This is a genomic window from Novosphingobium sp. AAP93 (genome assembly GCF_001296055.1).
Classification (GTDB): Bacteria; Pseudomonadota; Alphaproteobacteria; order Sphingomonadales; family Sphingomonadaceae; genus Novosphingobium.
This window is the reverse complement of sequence record NZ_LJHZ01000077.1, coordinates 1-19,536: the sequence shown is the minus strand read 5'-3', so window position 1 is coordinate 19,536 and position 19,536 is coordinate 1. Positions and strand designations below refer to the sequence as shown.

General features: G+C 66.9%; 21 protein-coding genes. 6 read left to right on the top strand and 15 right to left on the bottom strand.

Features of this window, described 5'->3' with window-relative positions; translation table 11 throughout:
• The 7 genes from IP83_RS12475 to IP83_RS12445 all read right to left on the bottom strand — a co-directional run.
• Positions 1-959: glycoside hydrolase family 76 protein (locus IP83_RS12475; RefSeq protein WP_054122554.1), on the bottom strand; the 959-nt coding region annotated here is incomplete at its 3' end.
• A gap of 3 nt (positions 960-962) precedes the next feature.
• Positions 963-2,303, bottom strand: coding sequence for an ethanolamine permease (gene eat, locus IP83_RS12470; protein WP_054122553.1), 1,341 nt, complete (start codon positions 2,301-2,303; stop codon positions 963-965).
• Positions 2,300-3,061, bottom strand: a complete 762-nt coding sequence (eutC, locus tag IP83_RS12465) for an ethanolamine ammonia-lyase subunit EutC (protein WP_054122552.1) — start codon at positions 3,059-3,061, stop codon at positions 2,300-2,302. Before eutC ends, eat begins: the two co-directional genes overlap by 4 nt.
• Positions 3,058-4,449, bottom strand: coding sequence for an ethanolamine ammonia-lyase subunit EutB (locus tag IP83_RS12460; protein WP_054122551.1), 1,392 nt, complete (start codon positions 4,447-4,449; stop codon positions 3,058-3,060). Before IP83_RS12460 ends, eutC begins: the two co-directional genes overlap by 4 nt.
• A gap of 68 nt (positions 4,450-4,517) precedes the next feature.
• Complete coding sequence (locus tag IP83_RS12455) at positions 4,518-5,186, bottom strand: energy transducer TonB (RefSeq protein WP_054122550.1); 669 nt, start codon at positions 5,184-5,186, stop codon at positions 4,518-4,520.
• Positions 5,187-5,383: 197 nt separating this feature from the next.
• The gene (locus IP83_RS12450) at positions 5,384-7,006 is read right to left on the bottom strand and encodes an FAD-dependent oxidoreductase (RefSeq protein WP_054122549.1); all 1,623 of its coding nucleotides are present in this window, start codon (positions 7,004-7,006) and stop codon (positions 5,384-5,386) included.
• Between the two features lie 270 nt (positions 7,007-7,276).
• Positions 7,277-7,840 (bottom strand): carboxymuconolactone decarboxylase family protein, encoded by a 564-nt coding sequence (locus IP83_RS12445; protein ID WP_054122548.1) that lies wholly within the window; start codon positions 7,838-7,840, stop codon positions 7,277-7,279.
• 126 nt (positions 7,841-7,966) lie between these two features.
• Here IP83_RS12445 and IP83_RS12440 point away from each other — a divergent pair, with 126 nt between their 5' ends.
• Positions 7,967-8,881: a LysR family transcriptional regulator gene (locus IP83_RS12440; protein WP_054122547.1), complete on the top strand. Its 915-nt coding sequence runs from the start codon at positions 7,967-7,969 to the stop codon at positions 8,879-8,881.
• Positions 8,882-8,973: 92 nt separating this feature from the next.
• Here the strand turns inward: IP83_RS12440 and IP83_RS12435 are convergent, their stop codons facing one another.
• The 6 genes from IP83_RS12435 to IP83_RS20270 all read right to left on the bottom strand — a co-directional run bounded on the left by IP83_RS12435 (position 8,974) and on the right by IP83_RS20270 (position 13,573).
• Entirely contained in the window at positions 8,974-9,594 is a 621-nt protein-coding gene (locus IP83_RS12435; protein WP_054122546.1) for a glutathione S-transferase family protein, read from the bottom strand.
• Between the two features lie 201 nt (positions 9,595-9,795).
• On the bottom strand, positions 9,796-10,536 hold the full coding sequence (locus IP83_RS12430; protein ID WP_054122545.1) for a DNA-binding domain-containing protein: 741 nt from the start codon (positions 10,534-10,536) through the stop codon (positions 9,796-9,798).
• Positions 10,533-11,366, bottom strand: coding sequence for a DUF692 domain-containing protein (locus tag IP83_RS12425; RefSeq protein WP_054122544.1), 834 nt, complete (start codon positions 11,364-11,366; stop codon positions 10,533-10,535). Before IP83_RS12425 ends, IP83_RS12430 begins: the two co-directional genes overlap by 4 nt.
• Before the next feature lie 176 nt (positions 11,367-11,542).
• Positions 11,543-11,812: a hypothetical protein gene (locus IP83_RS12420; RefSeq protein ID WP_054122543.1), complete on the bottom strand. Its 270-nt coding sequence runs from the start codon at positions 11,810-11,812 to the stop codon at positions 11,543-11,545.
• A 107-nt stretch (positions 11,813-11,919) separates the two neighbouring features.
• Positions 11,920-13,047, bottom strand: a complete 1,128-nt coding sequence (locus IP83_RS12415) for an aminotransferase class I/II-fold pyridoxal phosphate-dependent enzyme (protein WP_054122542.1) — start codon at positions 13,045-13,047, stop codon at positions 11,920-11,922.
• A 124-nt stretch (positions 13,048-13,171) separates the two neighbouring features.
• A complete protein-coding gene (locus IP83_RS20270) occupies positions 13,172-13,573 on the bottom strand; it encodes a hypothetical protein (protein WP_156309700.1) in 402 nt (133 codons plus the stop codon).
• On the opposite strand from IP83_RS20270, the gene IP83_RS12410 reads away from it, so the two are divergent.
• The 3 genes from IP83_RS12410 to IP83_RS12400 all read left to right on the top strand — a co-directional run bounded on the left by IP83_RS12410 (position 13,563) and on the right by IP83_RS12400 (position 15,206).
• Complete coding sequence (locus tag IP83_RS12410) at positions 13,563-13,835, top strand: DUF2282 domain-containing protein (RefSeq protein WP_054122541.1); 273 nt, start codon at positions 13,563-13,565, stop codon at positions 13,833-13,835. The two genes, IP83_RS20270 and IP83_RS12410, sit on opposite strands and share 11 nt — an antisense overlap.
• A gap of 70 nt (positions 13,836-13,905) precedes the next feature.
• Positions 13,906-14,346, top strand: a complete 441-nt coding sequence (locus tag IP83_RS12405; protein WP_054122540.1) for a DoxX family protein — start codon at positions 13,906-13,908, stop codon at positions 14,344-14,346.
• Positions 14,347-14,537: 191 nt separating this feature from the next.
• Positions 14,538-15,206 carry an NrsF family protein gene (locus IP83_RS12400; RefSeq protein ID WP_054122539.1) on the top strand — a complete coding sequence of 223 codons (669 nt, stop codon included), beginning with the start codon at positions 14,538-14,540 and terminating at the stop codon, positions 15,204-15,206.
• A 2-nt stretch (positions 15,207-15,208) separates the two neighbouring features.
• On the opposite strand, the gene IP83_RS12395 is transcribed toward IP83_RS12400, so the two are convergent.
• Together IP83_RS12395 and IP83_RS12390 are read right to left on the bottom strand one after the other, a co-directional pair.
• On the bottom strand, positions 15,209-15,934 hold the full coding sequence (locus IP83_RS12395) for a peroxiredoxin-like family protein (protein ID WP_054122538.1): 726 nt from the start codon (positions 15,932-15,934) through the stop codon (positions 15,209-15,211).
• Positions 15,935-15,943: 9 nt separating this feature from the next.
• Positions 15,944-16,840 carry a LysR family transcriptional regulator gene (locus tag IP83_RS12390; RefSeq protein ID WP_231625031.1) on the bottom strand — a complete coding sequence of 299 codons (897 nt, stop codon included), beginning with the start codon at positions 16,838-16,840 and terminating at the stop codon, positions 15,944-15,946.
• A 240-nt stretch (positions 16,841-17,080) separates the two neighbouring features.
• Between IP83_RS12390 and IP83_RS12385 the strand changes: the two genes are divergently transcribed.
• Together IP83_RS12385 and IP83_RS12380 are read left to right on the top strand one after the other, a co-directional pair.
• A complete protein-coding gene (locus IP83_RS12385; protein ID WP_197274357.1) occupies positions 17,081-17,977 on the top strand; it encodes a LysR family transcriptional regulator in 897 nt (298 codons plus the stop codon).
• A gap of 61 nt (positions 17,978-18,038) precedes the next feature.
• On the top strand, positions 18,039-19,403 hold the full coding sequence (locus IP83_RS12380) for an NAD(P)/FAD-dependent oxidoreductase (protein ID WP_082364673.1): 1,365 nt from the start codon (positions 18,039-18,041) through the stop codon (positions 19,401-19,403).
• The last annotated feature ends 133 nt before the right edge of the window (positions 19,404-19,536 follow it).

Below are 19,536 nucleotides of genomic sequence, written 5' to 3'. Positions count from 1 at the left end.
CCCGCCCCGCCGCTCCACAGGCCATCTATCGGCTCGCTGCCGTCGCCGCCGAGCGCCCACACGGCGTCGCTGTTGCGGGCGAGCCATGTGCGGAGCTCGGCACGCTCGGGGCCATCGGGCAGGGCTTCGACCAGATGGCCGAGGTGATAGACGAACACGCCCTTGAACATCGGCCCATCCCGGCCGAGCGCATCGGAGGGTTCGGTCAGCAGCCCTTGCGGCGTGACCAACGTGCGCGTGGCTGCGAGGGCGGTGCGCAGGGCAGCCGTGCGGTATTGCGGATCGCCGGTGATCGCGGTGAGATCGCTGAGGCCGCCGAGCAGGACGCCCTGGTTGTAGGTGTAGCGCGGGGCGCCGTTGTTGCGGCACTGGGCATCGAGACCGTCGTTGATGAGGCCGTCCGGGCCGATCATCCCCGAGGCGGCGAACCAGCCCCAGATGCGTGAGGCCCAGTCGCGGTAGGCCTCCTGCCCGGTGGCGCGGTAGAGGCGGGTCGCGGCGGTGAGCAGCAGTTCGTTGGTGATCGCGTTCTTGTAGGAGTGTTTCGGGTCCCACCAGATGCCGCCGCCGCAGTGGTCGTCCCAGTGATCGGTGACGAGGCGGGTGAAGTTGCGGGCGGCCCAGTCCAGCAGTTCGGGGTCGTGGTCCACCTGCCAGGCATCGACGCTGGCGATCACGGCCCAGAGATCATCGTCGTTGAGATAGCGCCCCTCGCGGTTGCGCACGGCGGAGGCGATCCTGGCGGACCAGCGCGGGTCGGCGGTGCGGCGCTGGTAGTCGATCAGCACTTGGGTGATGGGGAAGCGCTGCCAGTCCTCGCTGGCGTTCCAGCCGCCGTCCTTGCCCCAGATGCGGTCGAGCGTTTCGGCGGCGGCGGCGGCGCGGGTTTGCCATGCGGGGGTTTCGGCGCGGGCCGTGGCGGCGGTGAGCAAGAAAAGCAGGGCGGCGAGCAGGCGCATCGGTCAGGCTGTCTCCCGGCGGCGGAACAGAAGTGCGCCGCTGACCAGCATGACCATCAGCCCGGCGAAGATCGCGGCGAGTTCGCGGTTGCTCCACGCCATCGTCACCAGCGCGAGGCTGGCCATGGCGAGCGCGAATGCGGGGGCGACGGGGTAGAGCGGGGCGCGGAAGGGGCGGGCGAGATCGGGCTCGGTGGTGCGCAAGCGGAACAGCGCGGCCATCGAGACGACGTACATGAGCAGCGCACCGAAGGCCGAGAGCGTGACCACGCTGGCGGTGAGCGATTGGCCCGCGATGCTGACGAAGGCGTCGCTGTAGATCGCGGCGATGCCGACCACGCCGCCCGCCAGCGTTGCCACATGCGGTGTGTTGAAGCGCGGGTGCAGGCGGGCGAACATGGCAGGGAGGTAGCCCGCGCGGCCCAATGCGAAGATCTGGCGCGCATAGCCCATGATGATGCCGTGGAACGAGGCGACGAGGCCGAACAGCCCGAGCCAGACCAGCATGTGCAGCCAGCCGCTGGAGGCGCCGACCGCGCGCTTCATCGCCTGCGGGAGGGGATCGTTGAGGCTGGCAAGCTCCGCCCAACTGCCCGAGCCACCCGCGAAGAGCATGACTCCGAAGGCGAGCACCGTCAGCGTGAGGATGCCGGAGATATAGGCTCGGGGGATGGTGCGGCGCGGCTGCTTCGCTTCCTCGGCGGCCATCGCGACGCCTTCGATCGCGAGGAAGAACCAGATCGCGAAGGGCAGCGCGGCGAAGATTCCGCCCACCGCGGTGGGGGTGAAATGGTCCTGCCCGGCCCAGCCCCCGGCGAGGAAGTTCGACCAGCGGAAGGCGGGGAGGACGACGGCCATGAACACGAGAAGCTCGCCGACCGCGAGGAGCGTGACGACGACCTCGAAGCTCGCCGCGATATGCACGCCCACGATGTTGAGCGCCATGAACAGGGCATAGGCGCCGAGCGCGGCATGCTTGGGTTCGAGGGCAGGGAACTGCACATGGAGATAGGCGCCGATGGCGAGCGAGATGGCGGGCGGGGCGAACAGGAATTCGACCAGCGTCGCGAACCCCGCGATGGCGCCGCCTATTGGCCCGAAGGCGCGGAGGGCATAGGCGAACGGGCCGCCCGCGTGCGGGATCGCGGTCGTCAGCTCGGTGAACGAGAAGATGAAGGCGATGTACATGGCCGCGACGGCCACGGTGGTGACGAGAAAACCGAGCGTGCCCGCGCTGGCCCAGCCATAGCTCCAGCCGAAGTATTCGCCCGAGATGACGAGGCCGACGGCGATGGCCCAGAGGTGGAAGGGGCCGAGGCTTTTCTGCAGATGGGGTTCGCTCATGCGCGGCTGGGGTCCTCGGCGGGGAGAGTGGGTGTCTGGTCGTCCTTGAGCGCGACGCCCGAAAGCTGAAGGCGCAGGGCTTCGCGCAGCAGCCAGCCGAGCGTGCGGGCGGCGTCTTCGGGGGAAAGGCCGCCTGCGCCGTGGATATTGGAAATGCAGTTGCGCTCGGCATCGCTGCGGCCGGGGCGGGGCGCGAAAGTCAGGTAGATGCCGAGGCTGTCGTGGACGCTGAGGCCGGGGCGCTCGCCGAGGATCATCACCACGACGCGGGCATTGAGGGCCTCGCCTACGGGATCGCCGAGCGCGACGCGGGCTTGCCGCGCGATGACGACGGGGCCGATGGCGAGATCGCCAAGCTCTGCGGCGCAGGCCTTGAGCAGCGTGGCCGCGCCTGCCTGCACGCCGGTCGCGGAAAGGCCGTCGCCAATGACGAAGGCCACGTCGCAACGGGTCCCTGCCTCGGCCAGCAGCGCGGCAGACCGCTCCGACAAGCGGCGGCCGAGATCGGGGCGGCGCAAGTAGGTGGCGCGGTCCGGCGCGTCGCTTTCCACGTGCAGCACCGGCAGCGGGGCGAATTCGGCTTCGAGCGCGGCAGTATCGAGCACGGCGTGGACGGCATCGCGCGCGCGGGCGTGGGCGAGTTGGAAATCGAGCACTTCGCCGAGCGGCAGGGCATTCCCGACGCGGCCGAGCGCGATGCGCGCCGGAGTTGTCCGCCGCAGCCGCGCCCATAGTTCGCCCGGCACAACCTCGCTCAAGCCATGGTCTCCGCGATCTGGCGCACGAAGGGCGAGGCGCCGTCTGCCAGTGTAAGCAGCGTGCCGTCCGGCGCAGCGATGCCGACCGCTTCGAGCCATGCCTCGAATTCAGGCGCGGGGCGCAGGCCCATGACGTGGCGCAAGTAAAGCGCGTCGTGGTTCGAGAGGCTCTGGTACGAGAGCATGACGTCGTCGCTGCCCGGCACGCAGATGAGGAAACGGCAGCCCGCGACGGTGAGCAGCGTCATCAGGCTGTCCATGTCGTCCTGATCGGCCTCGGCATGGTTGGTGTAGCAGACGTCGCAGCCCATCGGCAGGCCGAGCAGCTTGCCGCAGAAGTGATCCTCCAGGCCCGCGCGGATGATCTGCTTGCCGTCGTAGAGGTATTCCGGCCCGATGAAGCCGACGACGGTGTTGACGAGCAAAGGATCGAATGCGCGGGCGACGGCATAGGCGCGCGCTTCCATCGTCTGCTGGTCGACGCCGTGGTGGGCATTGGCCGAGAGCGCGGAGCCTTGGCCGGTCTCGAAATACATCGCATTCCGGCCCACCGTGCCGCGCCCGAGTGCCTGCGCGGCGGCATGGGCTTCGCGCAAGACCGCGAGATTGATGCCGAAGCCCGCATTGGCGGCTTCGCTCCCCGCGATGGACTGGAACACCAGATCTACCGGCGCGCCGCGGTCCATGATCGTCAGTGCATTGGTGACATGGGTGAGCACGCAGGTCTGCGTCGGGATCGCGTAGGCCTCGCGCAGTTCATCGAGCATGCGGATGAGCGTGGTGGCGGCGGAGACGCTGTCGGTCGCCGGGTTCACCCCGATCACCGCATCGCCGACGCCGTGCAGCAGGCCATCGAGCACAGCGGCGGCGATCCCGCGCGGATCGTCCGCCGGGTGGTTGGGTTGCAGACGGGTGGAAAGGCGGCCGGGGAGGCCGATGGTGGTGCGGAAGGCCGTGACCACGCGGATCTTCTTTGCGACCGCAATCAGGTCCTGATTGCGCATCAGCTTGGAGACGGCGGCGGCCATTTCGGGGGTCACCCCGCGCGCGACGGCGGCGAGCGCGGCTTCGTCTGCCGCTTCGCTCAGGAGCCAATCGCGAAAGCCACCGACGGTGAGGTGCGCGATGGGCGCGAAGGCGGCGGCATCGTGGCTGTCGATGATGAGGCGGGTGACTTCGTCGCTTTCGTAGGGGACGACGGCGTCGGAGAGGAAGGTCTTGAGCGGCAGATCGGCGAGGACCCACCGTGCCGCGACCCGCCGGGTTGCGCTGCTTGCGGCGAGGCCGGCCAGTTCATCGCCCGAGCGGAGCGGGCTGGCGGCGGCGAGGACGGCCTTGAGGTCCGCGAAGCTGTGCCGCTGGCCGCCGAGATCACAGGTATATGGCAAGATCGCGGCCCTCCATGGGGCGATGGTAAGCCGCGATCTTGCTGCAGCGCAATGGAAGTTTGGAGAACTTACTCCGGAATGCGCCAGCGGATCACGTTGGCATAGCGGCCGGTGACCAGATCGCCGTTCTCGTCGCGCGCTGGGGTGAACTGCGCACGCTCGCTGACTTTGGCGCAGGTCGCGGCATCAAGCGAGGCGGAGCCGCTGGAGCGGGTGATCCGGCAATCGCGCACGCGGCCATCCGGCCCGATGGTCACTTCAAAGCCTGCTGCACCCTGCTCGCCGCGTCGGAGTGCTGCGGTGGGGTAGTCGGAATCCGAAACCCAGCGGCCCGGCATGCCGAGTGGTGCTGCGGCGCGCGGGGTGAAACGAGGGCTTGGTGATGCGGTCGGCTGCAGCGGTGGCAACGTGCCCGTTCCGAGGCCGCTTCCGCCGGTCGGCAGCGGAGCGATGTCGATGTGAAAATCGGTATCTGGCTGGGGCCGCAGCGGCACATACGGGTCCGGCATCGGCAGCCTGTCATGCGGATGGGCCGAAGGCTGCACGGTCGGCTCGGGACGCGGCGGCGGAGGCGGCGGCATGTAGTTCCACGTCTGGAGCGACTGACGCTTGATCTCCTGGATGATCCCGCCGGCAAAACCAGTCAGCAGCGCCACGGCCATTACGCCGTGGACCACGCCGACACCGGCCAGCGCCACGATCCGGCGGCGGTTTGTTTCGGGAGTACCATAAGCCATGCATGCTCTCCTCGGCTGTGCCGGACAGCCCGGGTTGCGGTGGAGAGCAGCGGGAACGAAACGAACAATCCCGATGCAAGCAACACGGGCCGTACGACGTTATTATGGTATAACATTACCACGCATCCGGAGGCCTTGCGAGAACAATCTCAACCGCATTGGTGGAGTTTTAAGTCTCGAAGTGCAACGGATGGCCGTCAGCCGCCGCTGTTCACGTAGTCCCACACTTTGGAGATCACGACCGAGCCTTCGCCGACTGCCGAGGCGACGCGCTTGACCGAGCCCGAGCGGACGTCGCCGACCGCGAAGATGCCCGGGTGCGAGGTGGCGTAGGGCGATGCGGCGCCTACCGCCGGCCCGGTCTTCACGAAGCCTTTGTCGTCAAGCTCGACCAGCCCGGAGAGCCATTCGGTATTGGGCGCGGCGCCGACCATGATGAACAGGGCGCGGGTGGGAATGTCCTGCGTTTCGCCGGTCTTCGAATTGCGCAGGGTCACGCCTTCGAGATGCGCCCCGCCATGGAGCGCGATCACTTCGGAATTGTAGTCGATCTCGATGCCGGGATCGGCCTCCAGGCGTTCGGACAGGTAGCTCGACATCGAGAGCGCCAGCGAAGGCCCGCGCACCACGACATGCGCACAGCGGGCGGAGCGGCTGAGGTACATCGCGGCCTGCCCGGCGGAATTGCCGCCGCCGATGATCACGGCCTGCGTGCCCTTGCAATAGCGCGCCTCGATCTCGGTCGCGGCGTAGTAGATGCCCGCGCCTTCGAATTCGGCGAGGCGGGGGATGGGCAAGCGGCGATACTGGACGCCGGTTGCCACCACCACGGCCTTGCCCCGCACACGTTGTCCGTTGTCGAATGTGGCACAAAAGGCGCCATCTTCCAGCTGTTCGAGCGCAGCGACGCGGCGCGGGAGGGCGAAACGAGTGCCGAACTTCATCGCCTGCACTTCGCCGCGCCAGACGAGGTCGCCGCCGGAAATGCCGGTGGGGAAGCCCATGTAGTTCTCGATCCGGCTGGAGGTGCCCGCCTGCCCGCCGATGGCGAGGTCCTCGATCACCAGCGCGCAAAGGCCTTCCGCGCCCGCGTAGACCCCCGCCGCCACACCGGCGGGGCCGCCGCCGACGATCAGCACGTCGAAGGCTTCGTCGTACTGCAGCTCGCGGTTGATGCCGAGGAGGTGGGCGATCTTGTCGGGCGTGGGCTGGGTGACGACCGTGTCGCGGCCAAAGATCACCGCCGGGACCGAGCCCTCGATCGAGCAGGCCTGCGCGGCGGCGAGGGCTTCGTCGGTGCCGAGCTTGAGCGAGCGATAGGGAATGCGGTTGCGGCTGGCGAACTGGGCGACGCGGCGGACGGCGGCGTCCTCGTGCTCGCCGATCAGCTGGAGCGAGCTGTCGCGCTCGTCGAGCTGGCGGCGGCGGCGCGCGGCGAGCACGGTGATGACGATGTCGGACATTTCGGGGATCTGCGCCATCAGCGCCAGCATCGCCTCGCGCGGGACTTCGATCACCCGCGTATCCTGCGCCGCGCGCATCGCCATCGAGACGGTGCCGCCGCTGAGGAAGGAAATCTCGCCCATGAACTGGGTGGGGCCGAGCGTGGAGGGCAGGTGGCGTTCGTCGGTGATCGGATTGACCACCTCGATTTCGCCTTCCTCGACATAAGTGAACTTGTCGGCGGGGTCGCCGGGGCGGGCCATCATCGTGCCTGCGGGGTAGAACTGCACCGTGCCCGCGGCGCGCAAGGCCTCGACATGGCTGTCATGAAGCGGGGTGCGCTGCATCGCGCGAAGATCGGCGCCGATTGATTCCATGTGCGGTCGGGTCCTGCTGTGCGCCGGGCGGCGGGCATGCGCGGAGTCGCGCGGCGGGAGCATACCGTAACGCTGCATTGCAGCGCTACAGCCGCATGGCACGCTCAGGCGAGCGGCGGGAACGAGGCGACGACGTTGACGGCAAGGACCGACACCGAGACGGCAACGGATACCAGGCGGGATCTGAACGACATGATCGGTGTTCCTTGGCAAGAGAGTTGGCGGGCGCCTGCGAGGAGAGTGGGAGCTGCAGGCGCCCGCCTCCCGGTGTCAGGCCGCTGCCGAAGCTACTGGCCGCGCGGTGACGACCGGGAAGTCGATCTCGGTCTGGAAGGCCGAGTTGACGTAGTTGGTCCAGGTGTTGAGCGCGACGTGCTGGACGATCTCGAGCAGCTGGGCATCGGTGTAGCCGGCCGCACGGACAGCCTCGACATCGGCGGCGCCGACATGGCCGCGCGTCTTCACCAGCTGGACGGCGAAGCGGACCGCGGCATCGGCCTTGGGATCGTTTGAGGCGCCGTTGCGGTTGGCGGTGATCTCGGCGTCGTCGAGCTTCGAGACGTTCTTGCCGAGGTAGGTGTGCGCCGAAAGGCAGTAGTCGCAGCCGTTGACTTCGGCGACGGCCAGCGCGATCCGCTCGCGGGTCTGGGCAGGGACCTTGCCCTTGGCCAGCGCGCCGTTCATCGCGAGATAGCCTTCGAGCGCGGCCGGGCTGGTGGCGACCAGGCGGTGCAGGTTGGGGACGGTGCCGAGCGCCTTGTTGACGGCTTCGAGCAGCGGGCGCGAAGCTTCGGGGGCATCGGCAACCGTTGCGGCAGTGGGGATGCGGGACATGGGATTGACCTTTCCTTGGGTGCGGCCCGGGGGGAGGGTGGCCGCTGAGGAGGAGGTAGGCCCTTTCGCCGGGTGACAGTATCCGCTACCTTGGCAATGCTTCCTTCCAGAAAACGGAACTTTGAAATGGACCGGTTCGAGGCCATGCGCACCCTGCTTGCCGCCGTCGACGGGGGCAGCCTGTCCGCCGCCTCGCGCGCGCTGAACACGCCGCTGCCGACGATCAGCCGCCGGGTTTCGGACCTCGAAGCCCATCTCGGCGCGCAGCTGCTGGTGCGGACGAGCCGCAAGCTGATCCTGACCGAGGCGGGCGAGACCTTCGTGGCGGCGACGCGGCGCGTGCTCGACGATCTTGCCGATGCCGAGCGTGCGGCGAGCGGGGAATACCGGGCGCCGCGCGGGGAACTGCTCGTCACTGCGCCGATCATGTTCGGCAAGCTCCATGTGGCGCCGGTGATCCACGCCTTTCTCGCCGCCTATCCCGATGTGACGGTGCGGCTGGTGCTTTCGGATTCGAACATCGATCTCGTGGAAGCGCATGTCGATGTGGCGCTGCGGGTGGGGCAACTGCCGGACAGCGATCTCGTCGCGCGCCGGCTGGGCGATATCCGCTGGGTGGCCTGCGCCAGTCCGGCCTATCTGGCGCGGCGCGGCAGGCCGGAGCAGCCGGAGGATCTCGCGCAGCACGATTGCATCGCGTTCGAGGGCCTGCAGACCATGCGCAGCTGGCGCATCGGTTCGGGTGCACAGGCCCGCACGGTGGAGATCGTGCCGCGCTTTTCAGCCAATACGGCGGACGCGCTGATCGATGCGGCGATGGCGGGCGTGGGCGTGGCGCGGATCATGTCGTATCAGGCGGCGGCGGCGGTGACCGATGGCCGGCTTGTGCCGCTGTTCACGGACCGGGGCTGCGAGGCCGTGCCGGTCCATCTCGTGCATCGCCGCCAACGCAGCCAGCCTCTCAAGCTGCGCGCTTTCCTCGATTTCGTGGCGCCGCGCCTGCAGGAGGTGCTGGGCGAAGTGGCGGGCTGCTTCTCGTAAGAAACGAAAGGCCCGGCCACCGGGGAACGGGATGGCCGGGCCATGGGCGCCGATGGGGGAGCAAAGGCGCCCCGGGGTATGGGCTGTGCGCCTCAGGCGAGCAGGGCGTTCACCCGCGCTTCGGCGGTGACGAAAGCGGGGCGCGCCGCGAGTTCATCGAACCAGCGCTGCAGGTTCGGGCGGTTTTCGAAGTCGATCCCGGCGAAGGCGCGGCGCCAGAACCAGCCCCAGTGCGCGATGTCGGCGATCGAGAATTCATCACCCGCCACGAAGCGCTGGCCCGCGAGCTTGGCTTCGAGCAGATCGGTGAGGCGGTAGGCCTCCGGCGTGAAGCGGGCTTGCGCGCCTTCGTTTTCCGCCCCGCGTGCCCAGCCGGCGTTGCCGAAGTTCGGGCTCAGCGCCGAGGCGTGGAACAGCAGCTGCTCGAACACGCGCGCCCGCGCGGTGCCGCCTGCGGGCAGCATCGTGCCGGTCTTCTCGGCAATATAGACGAGGATCGCGGCGCTTTCGGTGAGGACGAGCTCGCCGTCCGGACCATCGGGATCGACCAGCACCGGTACCTTGGCATTGGGATTGAGGCTGACGAAGGCGGGATCGCGCTGCTCGCCGGCGCGGACATTGACGCGCACCAATTCATAGGGAAGCCCGGCTTCCTCGAGCGCGAGGGGAACCTTGACGCTGTTGGGCGTGGCGAAAAGATGGACCTGGATCATCGTGAACTCCTCTCGAATGGGTCGGGCCGCTGCCCTGAAACGACGTATGGTCCATGCGGCGAAGGCTCAGTAGCCGCGCTGCTGCGATAGTGTTCATTCCTCGCGGGAATGATTGGCCTTGCTGGCTGAGACGCAAGAAAGGCCGCAGCGGGGTCTCCGCGCGGCCTTGTTTTCCAGACGAGCAGTTGGTGGTGTCGGCGCTCAGCCGACAGCGGCGATCATGCCTTCGGCGAGCCAGCGGCCCAGCAGCGTTCCTGCGGTGGTGACTGCGGCTTCCTCGCCCAAGGTATCGGCGAGCCGCGCGCAGACGGCGGCAAAGCCTTCGCCAGCGGCAGACCATGCGAGGACATCGCGCTCGTGCGCTTCGGCGCGGCGGAAGACCGGTTCGAGGCCCTGCCGCCAGACGAGCAAGGCTGTGCCGCGCGGCGCCATTTCCGCGGGCGGAGGCGTTTCTTCTGTCGCGAGCGCCTGCCAGATCTCGTCCGCATTGGTCCGGATCGGCAGCACGAGCAGCGAGGGCACCGGGTGAATGACGGCGGTCTCCCAATCCGCGACCGAAAGTCCTTCGGCGCAGAGCGCGTAGCTGTCCATCCCGACGAAGACCTGGCCGACCGTCCAGTCGATCAGCGCGATCTCGGCGACTTCGGGATCATCTGGCCACAGCGTCGCGACGAAGTCGGTGAAATCCTCGCCATAGGCATCGAGCGTCCAGCTCGAAGGCGGGCGCGCATCGATGTAGCGCGCGGCGGCCATCTCGAAGTCTTCCTCGCCGAGCCAGAGCACGAGGCGCTGGAAGGTTTCGGCAAGGCTGGAGACGAGCGCGGTGCGGTAGTTGTTCTGGTAGACCGCCGTGCCGGGACCGCCGCCGAGTGCGGCCGCGGCGCTGTCTTCGCCGGTCACCAGCCAGTCGCGGAAATCGCGCTGCAGGGCGAGCAGGCTCATGCCGCGATCCTTTCCGCCGCCGAGTCCGCACTGATGCTGCGGGCGACATCGAGTTCGGCGCAGAGTTCGTCGAGTTCGGGAATGTTGTCGTCGCGCTCGATCATCGTCGGCACCGGACCAGCGAGCGCCATCGCGGCGCGATAGAGCGCCCAGACTTCATCGGGCACCGGCTGGTCGTGCGTGTCGATCAGCAGGTGTTCGCCCTGCACGTGGCCGGCAAGGTGGATCTGGCCGACCGCATCCATCGGAATGCCCGCGAGATAGTCCTCGGCGGCAAATCCGTGGTTCTGCGCGCTGACGTAGATATTGTTGACATCGAGCAGCAGGCCGCAGCCTGTCCGCCTGGTCATTTCGGCGAGGAATTCCCACTCGGTCATGCCGCCGGGAAAGGCGATGTAGCTCGAAGGGTTCTCGAACAGCATGCGGCGGCCGACCGCTTCCTGCGCGCGGTCGATGTTGCGGCAGACCACCGCGAGTGCTTCCTCGGTATAGGGCACCGGCAGCAGGTCGTGCGAATTGAAGCCGTCGATCCGGGTCCAGCACAAGTGGTCAGAGACCACCGCGGGCTCCATCATGTCGACAAGGCGGCGAAGTTCGGTGAGGTAATCAGATCTGAGGCCGTCGGCCGAGCCGATCGACATCGAAACGCCGTGCAGCGCGAGGCGGTAGTTGCGGCGCGCCTTCATCAGCGTATCGAGCGGCTTGCCGCCTGCGATCATGAAGTTTTCCGAGATCACCTCGATGAAATCGACGGGCGCGGTGCCGTCGATATAGGACCGATAGTGCGGCCTGCGCATGCCAAGGCCAAATCCGGCCAGTTTCTCAGACATCGCGCGCCTCGGTCATCAGGTGTCTCGTGAAAGAGAGGGGTACTCGCAAAAGAAGTCCGGGGCTCCCGGTGGCGCCGGGGAGGGGATGCGGCGCCAACTGGGCAGTGGGACTGGGAGCCCCGGCCAAGTCTAGGTAGCGTCAGCCGTGAGGGTGGGTCGGCTGAACTGATCGAGAATTACTTCTTCTCGGTCAGGCTACCACCCTGCGCAGCGCAGGCCTTCTTGGTCAGGGCCTTGAAGCCCTGGCCCTTGCATTCGTTCTGACCCTTGCAGCTGTGGGTGCCGGCGGCGCAGTCCGACGTGCCCTTGCAGGTGTTCACGCCGTAGCAGTGCACGACCTCGGCCGACTTGCCCTTGGCGATGGCGGGGGTGGGAGCAACTGCCATGGCGGCAGCGATGAGGGCAGCGTTGGCGGCGATGGCGAGGCCGGTCTTCAGGGTGGTCATGGTTCGTCTCCGTATGTGCGCCGGAATGGCGAGGTCGTATTCGCCTGCCTGCAATCTGCGGTTACAGGCCGCACATATTTTTTTGGCGTGACGATCGAATTTTGCCCTCAAGGGCGGTTGCGCATCAGCCATTCCCGAAAAACCGAGAGGCCTTCCGCAAGATTCGCCCGGCCGAAGCCGATACGGAAATGGTCCTGCGGCACGGGGCCCAGATCGGACCGATATATGCTCGATGGCAGCAGCAGCACGCCGGTTTCCTCGACCAGCCGCTCGGTTAAGCGCTCGACCCCATCTGCCCCGTTGTAGCGGATGAAGGCGACGCAGCTGCCATCGGGGCGGCGCCAATCGAACAGGCCGGGGAAATCGGCAAAGAAGCTGTCGAGCAGGCCGAGATTATGCTGCGCGAGATCGCGGTTGCGCCCGACGATCGCCGCGCGCGCCTTGAGCGCGATCTCGGCGAGCAGCTCCGAGGGCGCGGAATTGCAGATCGAGAGGTAGTGCTTGTAGCGCTCGCAGCTCTGCAGGAAGGCGCGGTCCTGGCAGGCGAGCCAGCCGATGCGCAGACCGGGCAGGCCATAGCTCTTTGACATGACATTGAGCGACACGCCGCGTTCGTAGACATCCGCGACTTGGGGAATGCGCGCATCCGGGCGATGCTCGATCAGGCGGTAGACTTCATCGCTGAACAGCCAGATCCCTTGTTCCCGGCAGAGTTCGACCAGGGCGGCGAACACGTCCTGCGAAGGGATCGCGCCGGTGGGGTTGTTGGGGAAGTTGATCGAGATGAGCTTTGTATTGGGCCGCAGCGCCGCGCGCACCTTGTCGAGATCGAGCGCCCAGTTCGCATTTTCATCCAGCGCGACCCCGGTCACCGCGCAGATCGAGAGCGGGATCGTCTCGGCGGCCTGATAGTTGGGAGTGATGACGATGCAGTGGTCCTCGGGCTGCAGCAATACGCGCATCGCGACATAGATGCCTTCTTCCGCGCCCGCGAAGCACAGCAGCTGGTCGGTGGCGATGGAGTCATAAGTGCGGGCAATCTGTTCCAGCAGCGGTTCGGCGCCGAACGTCTTGGTATAGCCGAGGTGCAGGTTGTCGAACCGTTCGCGATCGTCCGCAGATGCGTGCGAAAGCAGCTGCGAAACCGTCATGCTTTGCGCGTCGGACGCCGTGAGATGATACTTCGCGGCAAACTCCCACTTCGAGAAATATACCTCGAGCGCAAAATTCCGCATCGGTCGTGTGTCCTTTCAAGGCGGTGATTTGCCGGCCGGCTCTCTAGGGTCCAAACTCAATCAGGGCGCGTTCGAGGTTTGAGGCAAAACGGCTCAGTGCAAGGCGGGAAGGCGCAGGGATATGTCAATATCTCAAGCCTTCCCAACGCAGCAATGGGCCGTTTTGGTCAAACCCCTTCGGGGCGACCAAATGGCTTCCATCTCGAGCCAAGGTGCCCTTGGAAAGGCAACCAGCCTTGCCCGCGGGCACCTTGGCCCGATCTGTTCGCCATTTGGCCGCCTCGAACGCGCCCTGATTGAGTTTGGACCCTAGGATCTGTGCTGCGCCGGGTCCAGCCGCGCGCAATAATTGCTGCGGGCGTTGTAACCCTGCTGCGGCAAGCGGCGAACTGGTCAACGTGGCCGGCGCGAACATTTCCGGACACAGGATGAGGCAGCGCTTGATAACCCGCTCCTCCGTCCTTGGTTTCCAGACCGGACCATCATGGTCCGCATCATTCGAAAAGGATTGTACCATGAAGATCACTGCTTCCGCTCTCGCCGCTTCGATCGCCCTCGGCCTAGTTGCCGGCGCTGCCCACGCAGCCGACAGCAAGCCCGCCATGGAAAAGTGCTACGGCGTCGCCAAGGCTGGCAAGAACGAATGCGCCGCTGGCCCGGGCACCAGCTGCGCCGGCACCTCGAAGACTGACTATCAGGGCAACGCCTGGACGCTGGTCAAGGCCGGTACCTGCACCTCGATCAAGACGCCCAAGGGCAACGGTTCGCTGACCCCCAAGGCGCACTGATCGGCCTGCGTGACGGCGCTGCCTCCGGGCGGCGCCGGAGCGCGCGCCGGTTCATTCGAGGTATTCCCGCATGACCGCTCTCGTATCCGTCTATAACCGGCTGGCCGAGCTGGCCGGGCGACTGCTGCCCGAAACCGTGCTGCTGCTGGTGGCGCGGCTCGGCATCGCGGCGGTGTTCTTCGAGTCCGGCCGAACCAAGGTGGAAGGCTGGCTGACGATCACCGACAGCACCTACTACCTCTTCGAAACCGACTACAAACTGCCGTTCGTGCCACCGCATCTGGCCGCCCATCTGGCGACCTATCAGGAGCACCTCTTCCCGATCATGCTGGTTCTCGGCTTCGGTACGCGGTTCGCCGCACTGGGCCTGCTTGGCATGACCACGGTGATCGAGGTCTTCGTCTATCCGGATGCATGGCCGACGCACCTGAGCTGGGCGGCGATTCTCCTGCCGCTCATCGCCAAGGGCGGTGGAGCACTCTCGCTCGACCGTCTGCTGCGCCGGGGCTGAACCCGCGCCGCCTGCTCCGCGCAGCGACCGGCCTGTGTTGTCCGGGGACGTGTTCCCCAAGACAAACGGGCCGGTCTTGCGGGGCGCGGGCAAAGATGCAACGAGGCCGGGAGCCGTCAGCCAGTATTCTGGCGGTACGGTCCCCGGTCGGTTCTTTTTGCGGGTGGGGGCCGTGCAGCAAAGGAAGTGCGATGCCCCTCGATCCGGACGAGCCGTCCATCGAACAGACGATCGAGGCGCTGGTCGGTGATCTCCGGCCGGTCGCACCGCTGCGTCTGTGGACCGGGGTTCTCGTCGGCCTCGGCCTCACGGCGCTGGCTGTCGGCGGAGTATGGCTCGTTTTCGGATTGCGCGCCGATGTCATGGCGATGCACCCGGCGCCGATCGTGGTCGCGCGCGGGGCGGCATTGCTGGCTGGCGGCCTTGTCCTGCTCGTTGCCGCGCTGCGGGCCGCAGTCCCCGGACGCGGTGATGAAGGCGCGACGGCGCTTGGAACGATGATCCTGGGGATCATGCCGATTGGCCTGATGGGCCTGCTCCTTCAAGGCATCGTGGCACGGCAGCGACCGAGTTTTGCGGAGCTTACGACCCACATCACCTTGCGCTGCTTTTGCATCGCGCTGGCGGCATCGCTGCTTGTGGGCGCAGGGCTCATCAGGTGGATGCGCCGTGCCGCGCCGACCGACATCGTGCGCGCCAGCTGGCTCATCGGATGGGCTGCGGCCGCGCTGGGCACTTTCGCCTACAGCCTGTTCTGCCCTTCGCAGACGATGGCCTTCGTCACCGCAGTCTATCCTGCGGCCATGCTCGTGGCAGCGACTGTCATCCGTTTGGCCACGCCGCCTTTGTTGCGCTGGTAAGCTCAGCGCGCAAGCAGCGCGGCGAGCACATCGGCCGGTTCCGGCCGTTCGCGGAAATCGACATTGGCATAAGCGAAGCGCACGCGGCCGGCCGGATCGAGCGCGAACGTTGCCGGGACGGGCAGGAACCCGCTCGGCGAGCCATAGAGATCGTGCATGTCGATCCCGTTTTTCGCGTAGAAATCGAGCAGCGGATCGCCCGCGAAGAAGGCAAGGCCCAGCGACAGGGCGACGCCGTGGTCGACATCGCACAGCACCTCGGCAATGTCGGCGTCCGAAGATGCACCGAGCAGCGCGCCGAGCGCCCGCGCACCGCCGCCGGTCTCACCGGTCACTTCGACAAAGCGCACGCCGGCCCTGGCCAGTTCGGGGAGCATTTCGGCCCAGGCGGAAACTTCATGCACGCAATAAGGGCACCAGCGCCCGCGGCTGAAGTTGACGATCACCGGTCCCTGATCGAGCAGATCGCCCAGACGGCGATAGCCGCCGTCCGCGGTAGGGAGCGAGAAATCGGGGAACAACTCGCCCACTTTGGGCGCAGACGATCCCACGCCGGCCTCGCGCAGCGCGATCACGATCTCGTCGAAAAACGGGCTGATCGCCGCAAAGCGCTGGCGGATCTGCGCCAGCTGCGGTGCCAGCGGAACGGGTGAAGTCGGGACGTCCATCATGCTTTCATAGGGAGAATTGCTGCGCGGGGGAAACGCCCTGCGGTGCATCGAGTCCATGCGCAGTCCCTATGACTCCTCCGCCGGTGCTTCGCCGGTGGCGCGTGCCCAATCCTGCGCCCGGGCCACCCGCAGGAACGCTTCGGCGGCGACCGAGCGGCGCCGACCCGAGACCGATGCCAGCACGAACCGCGTCTCGACCGATCCGAACGGCAGCAGGATCGCCGACAACGGCGGCGCGGCGAGGCTGCGCGGGGTCCAGCCGCAGCCAAGCCCGGCCTGCACCATCTGCCGCAGCTGCGTTGCGCCCTGGGCCTGGTGCCGCACATCGATGGCAGCGCCGCCTTGCGTGGCGATCCGGGCGAGCGCGGCGCAGCCGTCACCCGCCAGATCGATCCAGGTTTCTTCCTCCAGCATGGCCGGACATGCGGGGGGCGCCATGGCGAAGGGGTGATCCGGGCGCGTGACGATGCACCAGGCATCGGCGAACAGCGGCCAGCAATCGAGGCGCTCAGGCGTCTCCTCCGGCATTTCGACGATCACCAGATCGAGTGACCCGGCCATCGCCATTTCCAGCAATTCGCGCGAGGAGCCGCTGGCCAGCGCCAGTTCCAGCCCTGAAAGGTTCTTGCCGAGTTCCGCCAGCACGTGCTCCAGCATGGCATGCTCGACGGTGCGCGCCACGCCGAGCGAGAGCGGGGCAATCTCCGCACGTCCCATGCCGCGGGCCATCTGCTTCGCTGTCTGTGCCGCTTCGAAGCTGCGCTCGAGATGGGGCAGCATCGCCTTGCCAAGCTCGGTCAGGTGGGTGCGCGCGCGCTCGCGCCGGAACAGGGGAGCGCCGAATTCCTCCTCCAGCTTCTGGATCGCCTTGGTCAGCGAAGGCTGCGAGACGTTGCACTCGATCGCGGCGCGCGTGAAGTTCAGCAGCCGTGCTGCGGCCAGGAAGTACCGGACCTGATGCATTTCCATGGCTGCGTTGCCTTGTGCCTGCAATCGCCACATGGACCGAGCGCGGCTGCGGCACTGACTGGTGCTGCAACCGCGGCAAGCGTGGCTGAATTGACTTGACAACAATGAGCGTCAACCGCGCTTGCCGCAAGAAGCGCAGATCACATATGATTTATCCGGAACCAGCAAAGAACGGCGCCAAAATGGATCGTAATGGTGCTGTACCCGCATCGTCCGATCGGGCAGGAGCAAACCGTGAACGATATCACCGGCTGGATGCGTACCTTTATAACAGTGGCCGATGCGGCCAGTTTCAGCCGCGCCGCAGCGCGTCTCGAATTGCCGCAGTCGACCGTCTCGCGTCAGGTCGGCGCGCTGGAGCGCCATCTTGGTGCCGCGCTGCTCAAGCGCACGACACGCTCGATCGCGCTGACCAGCGAAGGTCAAGCCTACTACGAGGCGGCCCTGCGTGCGCTTGCGGCCATCGACGAGGCCGAGGCTTCGGTCGGTCTCCATGGCGCGCTGGGCGGGCAAGTCCGGTTGACCGCACCGCTCACGCTCGCGCAATCGCGCCTCATCGGCATGCTGGCGGATTTCCAGCGGGTGCAGCCGCGCATCGAAGTCGACCTCAGGGTATCCGATCACGCGCTCAACCTGATCTCGGACAATCTCGATTTCGCGATCCGCGTCGGGGCGATCGGAGACAGCCGCTCGATCGCGCGGCGGATCGGCGTGGCCCGCCGCGTGATGGTGGCATCACCCGAGTATCTTGAAGAGTATGGCGTGCCGCACCAGCCGTCAGACCTCGCTGCGCACAACTGCCTCAGCTACTCGCTCCTCGCGACCGGCAACAAATGGGTGCTCGGCGATCTCCCGCCGGTCGACGTCAGCGGGACTTTCCGGGCTGACAGCCCCGATGCCTTGCGCATTGCGGCGCTGACCGGGATCGGTATCGTGATCAATGCGCGCTGGCTGTTCGAGGAAGATCTCGCAAGCGGCCGCCTGATCGAAGTGCTGCCCGAGCATCCCCCGGCTGACATGCCGATCCACCTCGTCATGCCGGCCGGGCGCTACGTCGCCGCGCGCGTTCGGGCGCTGGCCGATCATCTGATCGCCGCCTTTGCGGCAGACCCGCTGCTGCGTTCGACCTGAAGGATTGTAACGAACCGTCAGGCTCCCGCGAACCGCAGTCAGCAAGGCGGGAGCAAATGAAATGGCTGGTGCAGTTGGCGGCGATGCCGCAATCGAAGGCAGACGCCCGCAAGTCGTGATCGTGGGCGGCGGGTTCGGCGGGCTGGCAGCGGCCAAGGCGCTGGACGGCGCGCCGGTCGATGTCACGCTCATCGACAAGCGCAACCACCACCTGTTTCAGCCGCTGCTCTATCAGGTGGCGACCGCAGGCCTTTCACCCGCCGATATCGCCGGTTCGATCCGCGCCATTCTCGCGCGGCAGAAGAACGTGCGCGTGCTGCTCGACCGCGTCTACGGCGTCGATCAGGCATGCCGCCGCGTGATTCTGGGTGATGGCGAGCCGCTGGCCTATGACTGGCTGATTCTCGCCACCGGCGCCACGCACAGCTATTTCGGCCGCGACGACTGGGCGCCCTTCGCGCCGGGCGTCAAGACCATCGACGATGCCACCGCGATCCGCCGCCGGGTGCTGCTCGCCCTCGAACGCGCGGAGACCGAGACCGATGAGGACAAGCGCAAGGCGCTGCTCACCTTCGTGGTGATCGGCGGCGGGCCGACCGGTGTCGAGATGGCGGGGGCCATCGCCGAGCTCGCCCGGCAGTCGGTGAGCATGGATTTCCGCCACATCACGCCGCATTGCTCGCGCATTCTGCTGCTCCAGCGCGGCGACCGGGTGCTGCAATCCTTCCCGCCCGCGCTCTCGGAAAAGGCGCGCAAGGGGCTTGAAGAGCTGGGCGTCGAAGTGCGACTCGATGCGGATGTGACGCATATCGATGCCGACGGCGTTGTCGTCGACGGCGAGCGGATCGATGCCGGCACGACGATCTGGGCCGCAGGCGTCATGGCCAGCCGCGCGGCGGAATGGCTGGGCTGCAAGGGTGATCGGGCCGGACGCGTGCCGGTGGATGCCGATCTCCATCCGGCGGGTGATCAGGCGATCTTCGTGATCGGCGATACGGCCGCCTGCACCGATGCGACCGGACGCGCGCTCCCGGGCGTGGCGCCGGTTGCCAAGCAGCAGGGCCAGCATGCGGCGCGCGCGATTCGCGCGGCGCTGCATGGCCGCACCGTGCCGCCGTTCCGCTATCGCGACTACGGCAACATGGCGACGATCGGGCGCAGCCGCGCGATCGCGGATTTCGGCCGTTTGCGCGTAACGGGCCTCGCGGCCTGGCTGCTGTGGTGCGTGGCGCACATCTGGTTCCTGACCGGGCACCGCAATCGTATCTCGGTCGGAATAACCTGGCTGTGGAGCTACCTCACGTACCAGCGCGGAGCCCGTTTGATCACCGGCGATGTGGCGCCAGACCTGCCTGCAACGCGCGAATTGGCTCCTGCATTGCACCGAAATCGGGCGGTAATGCCTAAATTTATCCCTGCAGAATAAGGACTTGATGGCACTCATTCCCGGCATGCATTGATAATATAACCACGTGGTGCGTGGTCGCCTTGACTGCACTCGGGCAGCTAGCGTCCGCGCTCGTGGTGTAATTTCCGGTGTAGGCGATGGTGTATTCCGG

Bases quoted from the DNA above. Each gene is read 5' to 3' on its own strand.
- eat (WP_054122553.1), bottom strand. From the start codon at position 2,303: ATGAGCGAACCCCATCTGCAGAAAAGCCTCGGCCCCTTCCACCTCTGG.
- IP83_RS12455 (WP_054122550.1), bottom strand. From the start codon at position 5,186: ATGGCTTATGGTACTCCCGAAACAAACCGCCGCCGGATCGTGGCGCTG.
- IP83_RS12450 (WP_054122549.1), bottom strand. From the start codon at position 7,006: ATGGAATCAATCGGCGCCGATCTTCGCGCGATGCAGCGCACCCCGCTT.
- IP83_RS12445 (WP_054122548.1), bottom strand. From the start codon at position 7,840: ATGTCCCGCATCCCCACTGCCGCAACGGTTGCCGATGCCCCCGAAGCT.
- IP83_RS12440 (WP_054122547.1), top strand. From the start codon at position 7,967: ATGGACCGGTTCGAGGCCATGCGCACCCTGCTTGCCGCCGTCGACGGG.
- IP83_RS12435 (WP_054122546.1), bottom strand. From the start codon at position 9,594: ATGATCCAGGTCCATCTTTTCGCCACGCCCAACAGCGTCAAGGTTCCC.
- IP83_RS12430 (WP_054122545.1), bottom strand. From the start codon at position 10,536: ATGAGCCTGCTCGCCCTGCAGCGCGATTTCCGCGACTGGCTGGTGACC.
- IP83_RS12425 (WP_054122544.1), bottom strand. From the start codon at position 11,366: ATGTCTGAGAAACTGGCCGGATTTGGCCTTGGCATGCGCAGGCCGCAC.
- IP83_RS12420 (WP_054122543.1), bottom strand. From the start codon at position 11,812: ATGACCACCCTGAAGACCGGCCTCGCCATCGCCGCCAACGCTGCCCTC.
- IP83_RS12415 (WP_054122542.1), bottom strand. From the start codon at position 13,047: ATGCGGAATTTTGCGCTCGAGGTATATTTCTCGAAGTGGGAGTTTGCC.
- IP83_RS12410 (WP_054122541.1), top strand. From the start codon at position 13,563: ATGAAGATCACTGCTTCCGCTCTCGCCGCTTCGATCGCCCTCGGCCTA.
- IP83_RS12405 (WP_054122540.1), top strand. From the start codon at position 13,906: ATGACCGCTCTCGTATCCGTCTATAACCGGCTGGCCGAGCTGGCCGGG.
- IP83_RS12400 (WP_054122539.1), top strand. From the start codon at position 14,538: ATGCCCCTCGATCCGGACGAGCCGTCCATCGAACAGACGATCGAGGCG.
- IP83_RS12395 (WP_054122538.1), bottom strand. From the start codon at position 15,934: ATGGACTCGATGCACCGCAGGGCGTTTCCCCCGCGCAGCAATTCTCCC.
- IP83_RS12390 (WP_231625031.1), bottom strand. From the start codon at position 16,840: ATGCATCAGGTCCGGTACTTCCTGGCCGCAGCACGGCTGCTGAACTTC.
- IP83_RS12380 (WP_082364673.1), top strand. From the start codon at position 18,039: ATGGCTGGTGCAGTTGGCGGCGATGCCGCAATCGAAGGCAGACGCCCG.